Origin of the sequence: Bacillus crepusculi, assembly GCF_014764715.1 — a bacterium.
GTDB lineage: Bacteria > Bacillota > Bacilli > Bacillales > Bacillaceae > Bacillus.
Map to the genome: position 1 here is coordinate 346,843 of NZ_JACXXE010000003.1, position 11,948 is coordinate 358,790.

The following is an 11,948-nucleotide window of genomic DNA, read 5'->3' on the forward strand; positions in this document are numbered from 1 at the left end:
ACATGTATAAAAATTAATTCAATTGTATATTTAATATTTGTTTTCATTTTTTTTCAACAAAAAAACCGCATATCTTCTTGAGACATGCGGATTTATCTTTCGTTTTTCATATTGATGACCATGAGCGCACTGCATAAATATAATAAGGAGCTTGTATAAAAAATGAAATGAACGGTAAAGAAATCAGCAAACAGGCCGCCAAGCATAATGGCAATCGATGAGAAAAGGGCTGTCCAAAAATGATAGTGCCCCACTTCTTTCATTCTTTTCTTCTCAGTTGTCAGTTCGGTAACGAGCAATTTCTCCCCGTGCTTTTGAAAACCGCCTAGTGCACCTAGTGCAAGCTGAATCATATACACTTGCTCCACTTCTGTAATATGCGGAAAAAGCAGAAGAAGAAAAGCCATTCCGAACGAATGTATGACTAAAAAGAGCCGCCTGTCGGTTGTTTCAGGCAGTTTCCCTAACAGTAAATGAATAAAAGCGCCGCTTAAACCAAACAGACCATAAGCGAGACCAAACTGAGAATAGCTTGATCCAACATTTTTAATAAAAAGAATATAAAAAGGGAAAATCAGACTGCTTGCGAAAAACAGCAGACTTTGTGAGTAGACGAACCATTTCATTGCTTTTGCATTCATTGTGTATGATACCTTTCATAAAAGTAGTTGATAAACCTCTCATCTGGATCTGCTTGCTTTTTCTTTTGAAAGAAGACATCGGTTTTAGGATACGCCCGCTTCATTTGTGCCTTTGTTTGATAAGGCATGTACGGTAAGTAATAGCTTCCATGATGCCGCAGGGTGATATCTGTCATTTGCCTGATGATCCTCTCTGCTTCTGCCTTCTCTTCTTTCTCAAACCCATAATTCACCAAAAGAACAAGGGCAAACATATCCTGCTTCGCATATGAGAGATCCGCTTTTTCATTTTTTTGTACGTAGCGTATCGTGATGTTCATTACATTCAATTCTTCCTGTTGTAAAAAGTCTCTCATTTCATCTATATAAGCACGAAAGCGGTCAACTGGGACGAAATATTCCTGCAGCACATCTGTGTCTGACTCATTTTCATATTCTAAAAAGGCAGAATCTGAACGCATCACATTGTTTCTTGTGATCAACTGTCCATTTTGGCTTTGGAAATATTTCTTTTGGACATTCCAGAGCAAATCTTTCCCCACATCAAATCTTCTCGAAAGACCAAGCATAAATTTTAAGGGCATGACAAGCTGATCTTCCTTTAGCTCTTGATATGATTCGATCTCTTGATCAGAAGAGAGGGAATAATTCGTCACATACATCTCTTTCAAAAAATTTGTTTTCGCTGTTGAGATTCTTGCGAGATGCATGCGTACTTCTTTATGATGTTTGACATGCTTTTGAAAATAATCGGTGTATTCACGATAATCAAGAGCGGTCGTCTCCATTTTGTATAGTTCATCTCTCGTTAACGAAAGCTCAACATCTAAAATGACGCCGAACAAACCGTATCCTCCAATAACAGCTGTAAATAAGTCATCACCTGGCTTCACTGTGATCATCTCGCCATCTGCTTTTAATAGCCTGAAGGAACGAACTGTGTCAATGAGTGATCCGTAGCGAATGTCTCGTCCATGTGCGTTTGCACTTAAAGATCCGCCAATCGTAAAAATGTTTTGAGATTGCATGACCTTCACTGCGAGACCGTATGGATTCACATATTTTTGTATATCATCCCATGTAGCGCCGCTTTGGACCCGAATGGTTTGCTTGTTTTCATCAAATGCTAAAATCTGGCGGAATTTCGTCATATCGAGCACGATCCCGTTTTCATAATACGTGTGTCCGCCCATGCTATGCTGCTTGCCCGCAATTGAAATCGGCAGGTTTTTTGCTTTTGCTTCTTTTAATATTTCTTTTAAAGTGTCTATTTCTTTTCCTTGAACGACTTTTTTTATTTTGACAGGCATGAGATGACTGACATCTGTAAAAGCCTCAAGATCTTGTTTTTTGTGTGCTTGACCCTCCCGTATGGTGATTGATGCAAAAAATGCAACAGCATATCCTATGAAAAGAACGATCCATATCCACTTTCGTTTCATTATAGGTACTCCGTTCTATAAAATTACATCCATTATATCAGGCCATTCTCTGCCCCCACCTTAATTTTTCATAAAAAAATCTGGTACGAGTTCAACTCATACCAGGCGTTTTTACAATATGCTTATTGAATACCGAGGGCGATTTTTGCGTATCTTGACATTTTGTCGCGTGTCCACGGCGGATTCCATACGATGTGAACTTCTGTTTCTTTTACTTCTGGAAGATCACTTAATGCTTTTTTGACTTCATCCACGATTATTGGTGCTAAAGGACAACCCATTGATGTTAAGGTCATGGTGATATCCGCTTTTCCATTCTCATCAAGATCGACATCATAGACAAGTCCAAGGTTGACGATGTCGACATTTAGCTCAGGGTCAATCACCTGTTCTAGGGCGCCTAAAATATTTTCTTTCAATGCTTCATCCATGATATCCACTCCTTTTTCAACTAGTATAACGTACTTTTTCTTTTGACTAAACGTTTGTGCTTTTTAGATGTGTCACAAACCAGTCAATCGTTTCAAACATCGCTTGTCTTGAGACCTTGTGGCCTGCTTGTTCATCTGTGATAAAACGAATCAGGTGAGGATCCTGCTTATATTGGGTTGCCGCTAGCTCGTCATATAGTGCCTTTGCGTGGCGATAAGGGACAACAGGGTCGTTTTCTGCATGCCAGAATAACAGCGGCCTTTTATTCAATCGATCCATTTGCAACGTTAAATCATAAGGGCGCAACATGTCTAATTGCTGATTGACCTCTTCGTCTGAGATGTCTTTCATCAATCCTTTGTGACGCATGTCCATGATTTGTGCTTTTAGAAACGTCGTATATTTCGGACTACCCATCAAGCTGACCGCCGCTTTGATCCAATCATGCTTAGCGAGTGCGCCAAAGGTGGTAATGCCTCCCATGGATGTGCCCGCAACGCCTATCAGATCGGCTTCAATCAATTGTTTTTCTTGAAAATATGTTTTGAGTATGTCGATTTCACGAATTTCGTTCAGGACAATTTCCCAGAACTTTGATGCCAGTTCCTCTAAGCTGAGGTTTTCTGACCTTACACCATGATAAGCACAGTCTGGCAAAATGACTCTCATGCCTTTTTCCGCCAAATGAAAGGCGAAGTGTAAGTTGTGCTCGCGTGCACTTGTAAATCCGTGTATAAAAAATACAAGCGGCAGCGGTTTATCTTTATTTTCAGCTTTTACGATATGTAAAAATGGAATATCGCGCGTAATTTGCTCATCAATGGTGATCACAGCCTATGAATCCTCCTTTATCATTCCCGTCTTTGTTTATTTTAACATGTAGACAATAAAGATGTGATAAAGATACACTATAGATAGAGGCACCGCATCAATTGCCTCCTATCACTTACAGATCAAAGGAGATTTTATGGAGACTAAACCTTATCTAATCGCACTTGACCTGGATGGCACGTTATTAAAAGATGATAAAACGATTTCTTCGCACACACTTGATGTCATTCAAAAAGTGAAAGACAGCGGGCATCATGTATGTATTTCAACAGGCCGGCCATTTCGTTCCAGTTCTCCTTATTACCAGCAATTACAGCTTGATTCACCGATTGTGAACTTTAATGGAGCGTTTGTCCATCATCCTCTTGATGAAAAATGGGGCAGGTTTCACACATCACTTGATCTTCAAGTCGTGAAACAGCTTGTGGACATATGTGAGGAGTATCAAGTGCACAATGTGTTAGCTGAAGTGCTCGACGATTTGTATTTCCATTATCATGATGAAAAGCTCATTGATATATTTAATATGAATGCAAACAAAGTCACCGTGGGAGACCTTAGGGACAACCTTGGAGAGAATGTGACAAGCGTATTAATTCATGCAAAAGAAGAGGACGTCGGAGCCATTCGAAGCTATTTATCAGATGTACATGCAGAAGTGATTGATCACAGGCGCTGGGCTGCCCCGTGGCACGTGATTGAAATCATTAAAACAGGCATGAACAAAGCCGTGGGACTGCAAAAGATCAGTGATTATTACGGCGTTCCTAAGGAGCGAATCGTGGCATTTGGAGATGAAGATAATGATTTAGAAATGCTTGAATTTGCTGGATGCGGCGTTGCAATGGGCAATGGAATTGATGCCGTGAAACGCATCTCAAATGAAGTCACAGATACGAATGAACAAGATGGGATTGCAAAATTCCTAACGAATTACTTCTCGCTTTAATTTTTCCATTCATACATAGCAGGTGGAAGCGGGCATAATACCGTTAGACAGGTTGACCTGTCAGCTTGTGTAAAGGGGCGGATTCCGAATGGGTAAAAGAAGCAAATCGAAACGCTTTATACAACAAGGTAAAGATTCAGTCAGTCTGCATGACGCACGTTTTCCGTATCGTTCCACACTTGAAGAAGCGGCGGAGGACAGGGGAAATATGAAGACTGATGCTTCTGGAGGTTCATTGTGAGAAACGAACTTTTTGATCAAGCCAAATCATTTACTGAAGAAGCCCTTACTTCTTCATTTTCATCTGGGTTAGAGCGTCAACAGGCGGTCAAGCGAGCTAAAAATGCCGTATCATCTGCATTTGCCAACTCGACAGATGCAGAGAGAAACCAGCTGCATACCTTCCAAGACCTGCTTGACGATCTTTAACGTAAAAAAAGCTGTCCATTTTTTGGACAGCTTCTTCAGATTGTTGACAAAGGGCTAAAATGATCTTGATTTTAGCCCTTTGTCTTCTTTTCAGCGTGATAGAAAGCCCTTGAAGTCTAGGAAGGACGAGTACCGGAGCGGAGCGAATTGGACATTCGTGAGCACCGGAACGCAGGACTGACAAAGAATGCGAGGGTTTGTCTACACGCTGAAGCTGTCCATTTTTTGGACAGCTTTGCTTATTTCACTTGAAACGTTTTCTTTTCCGTGATTTGCTTCAGCCCTTCTGCCTTTCCTTTAAACGTTACGACCGCTTCGTACGTTCCCGGCTTTACACCGTTTGACCACGTATCTTGAAAATCATACGCCTCATCTTTCTTCAGCACAAAGGATTGGATAGCCTGTGTGAACATACGGTCTTTCGAATAGCGGTATTGTTCATTCCCGTTTTCGTCAAACACAGTTAGTTCAAATTTCTGGCTTGTGTTAAATGTAAATTCAATATCTCGATCTGATTCATTTTTCAGTGACATATTAAATTGAACCGTAGAACCTTTTTGGACGGGGTCGACTGTGAGTACAACTGTTTTTTCTCCCATTTGACCGGATACCTCCTTGTCTGGTTCATCCTTTTTTTGTTGTCCACAAGCGGCTAAAACCAATAGAACGAGAAGAAGCACCAAACCTTTTTTCATTGACTACCCACCTTTTAGTCTCGTCTGAAAAATCCAAGAATATTGGTTGTTTGAACAATATTCGTAAAGGCTTTTGGATCGACTTCGTTAATAATTTGTTCAAGTTCATACAACTCATACCTTGTAATGACAATCACCATCATTTCTTTTTGCTCATTGGTAAATGCGCCTTTCGCAGGTACAGTCGTAATGCCTCTGACCATTTTTCCATAAATGGCTTCTTTGATTTCATCCGCTTTCTTCGTCACAATCATCGCTGTCAGCTTCTCATGTCTTGTATGGATGGCATCAATGACCCTGGTGGTCACATATAATGTGACAAGGGTATATAATGCTTTCTCCCAACCTTGTAATAATCCTGCTGTAAAAATAATGATTCCATTTAAAATGAAGAAATACGTGCCGACTGGCTTATCCTTCCACTTCGCTAATATCATTGCAAGGATGTCTAGACCGCCTGTTGATGCCCCGTATTTCAGCGTAATCCCAATCCCAAGTGCAGAAATTACACCGCCAAACACAGCATTTAATAAGATATCCTCAGAAACGCTCGTCTCTGGTAAAATGCCAAGGAAAATGGTCGTCAGTGCCACACTGATGATGCTATACAAAGTAAAGGAACGGCCAACCTTCATCCAGCCTAAAATGCCGACTGGAATGTTTAAAATAAATAATAGAATCCCTGTTGATAAATAAAATGGCGCATATTGATCGATTAAGCTGGATAACAGCTGGGCTACCCCTGTAAAGCCGCTCGCATATACGTCAGCTGGGATTAAAAATAAATTCAGTCCAATCGCATTGAGTAATGCACCAATGACGACGACAATGAGTTTTTTTGCTTCTCCGATGAACATGTTGTCATTCCTCCACTTACCATTCTCTCTATGGTTTTCCCTAAAATTTAGAATTTGAACACGAAAAGATGATTTCTATGTTATAGTTAGGCTAAAAAGTTGTAAAATATGGCTGATTTTTTTAGAAAGAAGGGATTTTGATGACTGTTCATATCATAGCAGACAGTGCTGCTGATCTGCCTCTTTCTTATTACGATGAACAACATATCACACTCATTCCGCTGCGTGTGTTACTTGGCGAGCAGGAATTTGAGGATTTGATCACCATTGAACCAAAACAAGTATTTGATGCGATGAGACAAGGCGCAAGTCCAAAAACGTCACAAGCTTCACCAAACCGAATCAAGGAAGCCTTTGTTTCTGCCGCACAAACCCATACATCCGCGATCTATGTTGCCTTCTCATCAGAGCTTTCGGGTACATACCAAACAGCTGTGATGATGGCAAACGAAGTGAAGGAAGAATACCCTGAGTTCGATTTACGAATCATTGATTCTAAAAGTGCTTCACTCGGCTACGGGCTTGCTGTCAAACACGCACAATCACTTGCCATTGACGGAAATACAATACAAGAAATTGAAACGTCTGTAAAGCGTTTTTGTGAATCTTTACAACATATTTTTACTGTAGACGATTTATCGTATTTAGCAAGAGGCGGAAGAATCAGTAAAGCATCCGCATTTGTCGGCGGTTTATTAAGCATTAAACCCATTTTACACGTCGAGGATGGAAAACTCATACCGCTTGAAAAAATCCGCGGACGTAAAAAGCTGCTAAAACGTATTATAGAGCTGATGAAAGAGCGCGGAACGGACTGGTCGAACCAAACGGTTGGCATTAGTCACGGTGATGATCCTGCACTTGCAGAAGACATGAGACAGCTGATCGAAGCCGAATTTCACCCAAAAGAAATCGATATTCATATCATCGGTGCTGCTGTTGGGTCCCATTCAGGCCCTAGTACACTTGCGATCTTCTTTACAGGCAAACCATCATAAAAAGCACCCTTCCCTGACACATCACGGGAAGGGTGCTTTTCTTATGAAAGTTTAAATCGGTGGACGGTTTCGTTTAGCCTTGCCGTCATACTCATCAGCTCTTCTACCTGTTTGTTCATTTGATGGAACGATTGCAGCTGTTCGTTCGCCGAGGCAGAAATTTCTTCGCTGCCTGCTGCTGTTTCTTCTACAACCGCACTTATATTTTCAATCGAGTGCAGCACTTGTCCGCCAAGCTCTGTCGATTGAATAATTTGGTCATTTAAGAGGGCCATCTCTTGCTTAATATGCTGCGCTTTTGTTTCTATATCTTCAAAGGAGTGTGAGGTTTTATCCATCGCATCCTGTTGCTGAAGTGAAAGCTTGACCCCTTCTTGAACAGTTTGACTAATGGACTGAATGCCTCTTTCAATATGACTGACCATATCAAAGATTTGTCTTGTTGCGTTAGATGATTCATCTGCAAGCTTACGAATTTCATCTGCTACAACGGCAAAGCCTTTTCCAGCTTCCCCTGCTCTTGCAGCCTCGATTGCCGCATTTAATGAAAGCAGGTTTGTCTGGTCCGCAATGTCAGACACCGTTTTGGCCATGGCCGAGATTCCGCTGGCGTATTGCGTGAATTCTCCTGCTGACTGCTCGATTTGTCTTGTTGCATGTGTATTTTTTTCGATCGCTGCTTTTGTTTCTGTTAACGTGTGCTTTCCGCTCTCCACTGCTTCAATGGCATCCTCGGTACTGCGGATAACCGTTTGTGATCGTTCGGAATTTTTACGTCCATGCTGATCCATTTTTTCAATCAAACTAACGCCATGCTGGAGGTCTTCTGAAATCGCTTGTGATCCATTTGCCATTTCGTCTGTTGAAACAGATACTTGATTCGCAGATTCCATCAGCTTTTTGTTTTCATCATCTAACTGGATCGAGAATGTCTCTACTTGGCTTGAGACATGGCTGATTTCTTTAATTAGACTAATCAGCTGATCTGTCATTTGATTGAAGGATTCATTTAAGCCGCCGATCTCATCCTTACGCTTGATGTCCATTCGCTCCACAGCAAGGTTTCCTTCTGCAATCTGCTTTGCCCGGTAGGACATTGATTTGATAGGTGTCACGATGGATCTCGTTAAACCAATATTTAAAAAGATGGCGATGACAATCAGTGTGAGGGCTGCGACGAGTGCACTTGTGATGATCCACTGCACATTGTCTGCTGCCTCCTCCAGATGGTATTCATACGCTTCTTGTGCTCTTTTATTCATCGTATGCACGTCGTTTAAGACCCCATCAATTCTTGCTGCCACACGTCTTGCATCAGATGCGTTTTTTTCACCAATGGCAATGTTCGCTTCCTTGGTCCACGTGTCAAACTTTGAGTTTAACCTTGTTAATGCTTCTTTGTTCATATAGCCTGCGTTTTTGTTTAACGTTTGCAGCTGTTTTTTTGCTGTAGAGATATCGTTTTGAACGACCTCTTGCTGTTCATCTGAAAGGGTCATGGAATAATTGGTCATGGCTTGTTCGACACTTTCAAAGCTTGCCTTTGTTTTTTGTACATTGAGTAACGTTTGAACTTCTGTTTCGCTTGATGATTGGATCTTTGTCATGCTGACAATGATAAAGGCAATCACGCCAACCGCTAAAAGAAGTGAGATGAGTGAGTTGAGCAAAATTTTGACGCGTAAGCTCATGATGCTGCCCCCTCTTCTTTCAGAAGCGTCTGCTTCAGTCCATTTAATTTTTTGGTCAAGGTCTCAGCATTCTTGAGTACCCGTATTCTAGCCATATCGATTCCGTCATTGCTTAGGTCATAGACAACATGCCCGCTTTTGATTTGGTTGCTTTTGACGAGCTGTTCGCTAAATTGATAGACCACTTCATCGACTTTTTTGACCATGGACGAAATCACTGCTTTTTCAGCTGTATAGTATTGATCGCTGTCTACACCAATGGCATATTTGCCCTGCGATTGCGCTTCTTTTAATACACCGACACCCGTATAGCCAGCTGCGGCATATAAAACATCTGCTTTCTTTTTGATCATTTCTTTCGCTATTTTACCGCCTTTGCCTGCGTCACTAAACGTACCTGCATAGGTGGATAAAATCTTGATTTTCGGATTCACTGATTTGGCGCCTTTTTGAAATCCTTTTTCAAAGCGATGGATGACATCTGCATCGACACCACCAACAAATCCAATGACATCACTTTTCGTTGTCATGGCAGCAAGTGCTCCCGCTAAATAGCTGCCTTGCTCTTCTTTAAACGTCACAGAGGTCACATTTTTCAGCTCAGATACAGCATCGATGAGCAAGAACTGCTTCTTCGGATATTTTTTCGCGACTTTTTCTAAGTCTTCTTGCATACTGAAGCCTACACCGATGATGAGGTCGTTGCCATCTTTTACGAGCTCTGTCAGCCCTTTTTCATATGTATCGGTTTCTGCAATTTCTCTATAATCAAATTCAATGCCAAGCCCGTCACGCGCTTTTTCTAAACCTTTAAATGATGAATCGTTAAATGATTGATCACCAAGACCATCGTCTGTCAGCATCACGCCAATATGCTTCACATTCGTTTTCGGTGGTCCTTCCTGTTGATTGCTACATGCGGTGAGTACCATGAGCATGGCTGCCATCAGAAGTATTGACATCTTCACTTTCATCCAAAACACACTCCTTTTATCATCCTTACTCCTTTTTTATCGGATTTGAGAGGTATTGTTTCAATGGTTAAAGTGAAGGTTTTCAGCTTTTTTCATGACTTTTTTCACTGAAAAAACCCATAATTTATGACAAAAATAAAAAAGCGAGCAAATGCTCACTTTTTCTCATACGTCCAGCCTTCTTCTTGGTAGACTAGATCATTTTTCATCAGATGACCTAATGCGCGTTTAAAGGCTGCCTTGCTCATTTGAAATCGTTCACGGATATCTTCTGGGTCACTTTTGTCCCAGTATGGCATAGCGCCATTTCTAGTTCTCATATAGGTTAATATTTCTTCTGCATCGACAGATAACGCATCCTGTTTTCTAGGAAGCAATGAAACGTTCACGGTTCCATCCTCTTTCACCGCAATGACGCGGCCTGTCACTTCCGACCCTAATCTTGGTTCTTCCTTTCGTTCTGTGCGGTGGATAAATCCTCTCACCCCTGTATCTGTCAGCATAAAGGAGCCTGTCGCAATTAAGCGATAAATTGTCCCAGTGATTTCTTTGTTCATTAAGGTTTCTGGCGCCTCAGTGAATAATTCACTGATGACATCCTCAGTAGCTGGCTTTGCGAACATTCTGCCATAGCTTGTGACTTTCAGCATACAGTAGAGTTTGTCTCCTTTTTTCGGCCATGCTTCCTCAAAAGGCGGGAGGTGTTCTGTTGCAACAAGTGCATCCTTTGATAGCCCGACATCGACAAATGCGCCCATGTCTTCCACAACGTCTACGACTTCTACCCAGCCATATGTATGTGCATTAATTGTAGGTATTTTCATCGTAGCTGCTAGTCTTTCTTCATGATCTACATATAAATAGACCTCTACTTCATCCCTGTCATCAATATCCTCTGTCATCTCACTGCGATGCAACAGGACAGAATCTTCACCATCTGTTAAAAAGTAGCCGTACTCCATCTCGTTCTCTATTTGCAAGGTCAATTGCTCACCTGGTCCCATGTTCTCTTCCTTCCTATCTGCCCATAAAAGAGCGTTCGTTCATCTTTTGATTCACTTTATTCTACTATACTTCTCCTCGCATGAACATCTCTAGTTCTGTTAGCTAAAGTGGACAAACTGCATTCGAATTATACTGCAAACGGCTGAACTCTTTGATTGTCTACTCGATAAAGTTTCTTCTCCACCTGTTTGCATGATAAAATAGACGCAATATCTATACATGGAGGTCATGTGTTATGGCAAAAGAAAGCTCATTTGATATTGTATCAAAGGTGGAACTGCCAGAGGTACAAAACGCCGTTCAAGCAGCGCTGAAAGAAATTAAAAACCGTTATGATTTTAAAGGAAGTAAAAGTGATATTTCTCTTGAAAAAGAAGAGCTCGTTCTCATCTCAGATGATGACTTCAAGCTTGAACAGCTAAAAGATGTGCTTGTGACAAAGCTGATTAAAAGAAATGTTCCAACTAAAAACATCGATTACGGAAAAACCGAACATGCCCTAGGTGGTACAGTGCGCCAGCGTGCGAAGCTGATCAGCGGGATTGATCAAGACAATGCCAAAAAGATCAACGCACTCATTAAGCAATCCGGCATCAAAGTGAAGTCACAGTTCCAGGATGACCAAGTGCGTGTAACAGGGAAAAATAAAGATGATTTACAAGAGGTCATTTCTCTTATGCGCAAGGCTGATTTACCGATTGATGTCCAATTTATCAATTTTCGATAAATTTCAAATTTTCCATTGATTATTTCCGATTTTTTCGATACAGTTGATGGAAGTTCAATTCATTGACATGTTCATATCGCTTTCTTATCAAGAGAGGCAGAGGGACTGGCCCTGTGAAGCCTCAGCAACCGGTGTAGTAGAAATGTATTTTCTATGACCAAGGTGCTAAATCCAGCAAGCAACTGCTTGGAAGATAAGGAGAAGAATTACGATACACCAAAAAGTCTTCTTCTTATCAGAAGGCTTTTTTTGTTACATAAAAAGAAGGAGGAAACCA

14 protein-coding genes and 1 riboswitch are annotated in these 11,948 nt (G+C 41.2%); of the genes, 5 read left to right on the forward strand and 9 right to left on the reverse strand.

The window, feature by feature from the left end:
- Positions 1-92: 92 nt before the first annotated feature.
- From IEE86_RS08615 to IEE86_RS08630, 4 genes are all read right to left on the reverse strand, one after another.
- Positions 93-641: an MFS transporter gene (locus tag IEE86_RS08615; protein ID WP_191096833.1), complete on the reverse strand. Its 549-nt coding sequence runs from the start codon at positions 639-641 to the stop codon at positions 93-95.
- A complete protein-coding gene (locus IEE86_RS08620; protein WP_191096834.1) occupies positions 638-2,083 on the reverse strand; it encodes an FAD-binding oxidoreductase in 1,446 nt (481 codons plus the stop codon). Before IEE86_RS08620 ends, IEE86_RS08615 begins: the two co-directional genes overlap by 4 nt.
- A 122-nt stretch (positions 2,084-2,205) precedes the next feature.
- Positions 2,206-2,514, reverse strand: coding sequence for a metal-sulfur cluster assembly factor (locus IEE86_RS08625; protein ID WP_024425066.1), 309 nt, complete (start codon positions 2,512-2,514; stop codon positions 2,206-2,208).
- Positions 2,515-2,560: 46 nt separating this feature from the next.
- Complete coding sequence (locus tag IEE86_RS08630) at positions 2,561-3,346, reverse strand: alpha/beta fold hydrolase (RefSeq protein ID WP_191096835.1); 786 nt, start codon at positions 3,344-3,346, stop codon at positions 2,561-2,563.
- Between the two features lie 136 nt (positions 3,347-3,482).
- Between IEE86_RS08630 and IEE86_RS08635 the strand changes: the two genes are divergently transcribed.
- The 3 genes from IEE86_RS08635 (at position 3,483) to IEE86_RS08645 (ending at position 4,724) form a co-directional block, all read left to right on the forward strand.
- Entirely contained in the window at positions 3,483-4,295 is an 813-nt protein-coding gene (locus IEE86_RS08635) for a Cof-type HAD-IIB family hydrolase (RefSeq protein WP_191096836.1), read from the forward strand.
- An 88-nt stretch (positions 4,296-4,383) separates the two neighbouring features.
- A complete protein-coding gene (locus IEE86_RS08640) occupies positions 4,384-4,536 on the forward strand; it encodes a hypothetical protein (RefSeq protein ID WP_008348539.1) in 153 nt (50 codons plus the stop codon).
- Positions 4,533-4,724, forward strand: coding sequence for a DUF3813 domain-containing protein (locus IEE86_RS08645; protein WP_024425070.1), 192 nt, complete (start codon positions 4,533-4,535; stop codon positions 4,722-4,724). Before IEE86_RS08640 ends, IEE86_RS08645 begins: the two co-directional genes overlap by 4 nt.
- A 239-nt stretch (positions 4,725-4,963) precedes the next feature.
- Here the strand turns inward: IEE86_RS08645 and IEE86_RS08650 are convergent, their stop codons facing one another.
- Positions 4,964-5,419 (reverse strand): BsuPI-related putative proteinase inhibitor, encoded by a 456-nt coding sequence (locus IEE86_RS08650; protein WP_224740874.1) that lies wholly within the window; start codon positions 5,417-5,419, stop codon positions 4,964-4,966.
- A gap of 14 nt (positions 5,420-5,433) precedes the next feature.
- Positions 5,434-6,276 carry a YitT family protein gene (locus IEE86_RS08655; protein ID WP_191096837.1) on the reverse strand — a complete coding sequence of 281 codons (843 nt, stop codon included), beginning with the start codon at positions 6,274-6,276 and terminating at the stop codon, positions 5,434-5,436.
- 140 nt (positions 6,277-6,416) lie between these two features.
- On the opposite strand from IEE86_RS08655, the gene IEE86_RS08660 reads away from it, so the two are divergent.
- Positions 6,417-7,274 (forward strand): DegV family protein, encoded by an 858-nt coding sequence (locus IEE86_RS08660; RefSeq protein WP_191096838.1) that lies wholly within the window; start codon positions 6,417-6,419, stop codon positions 7,272-7,274.
- A 41-nt stretch (positions 7,275-7,315) separates the two neighbouring features.
- On the opposite strand, the gene IEE86_RS08665 is transcribed toward IEE86_RS08660, so the two are convergent.
- From IEE86_RS08665 to IEE86_RS08675, 3 genes are all read right to left on the reverse strand, one after another.
- Positions 7,316-8,965: a methyl-accepting chemotaxis protein gene (locus IEE86_RS08665; RefSeq protein WP_191096839.1), complete on the reverse strand. Its 1,650-nt coding sequence runs from the start codon at positions 8,963-8,965 to the stop codon at positions 7,316-7,318.
- Positions 8,962-9,939 carry a BMP family lipoprotein gene (locus IEE86_RS08670; protein WP_191096840.1) on the reverse strand — a complete coding sequence of 326 codons (978 nt, stop codon included), beginning with the start codon at positions 9,937-9,939 and terminating at the stop codon, positions 8,962-8,964. The genes IEE86_RS08665 and IEE86_RS08670 overlap by 4 nt, the downstream gene beginning before the upstream one ends.
- Positions 9,940-10,094: 155 nt before the next feature.
- A complete protein-coding gene (locus tag IEE86_RS08675) occupies positions 10,095-10,943 on the reverse strand; it encodes a CvfB family protein (protein ID WP_191096841.1) in 849 nt (282 codons plus the stop codon).
- Between the two features lie 236 nt (positions 10,944-11,179).
- Here IEE86_RS08675 and IEE86_RS08680 point away from each other — a divergent pair, with 236 nt between their 5' ends.
- On the forward strand, positions 11,180-11,671 hold the full coding sequence (locus IEE86_RS08680; protein ID WP_012009527.1) for a YajQ family cyclic di-GMP-binding protein: 492 nt from the start codon (positions 11,180-11,182) through the stop codon (positions 11,669-11,671).
- A gap of 81 nt (positions 11,672-11,752) precedes the next feature.
- A riboswitch (SAM riboswitch) is annotated at positions 11,753-11,871 on the forward strand.
- Positions 11,872-11,948 lie beyond the last annotated feature (77 nt).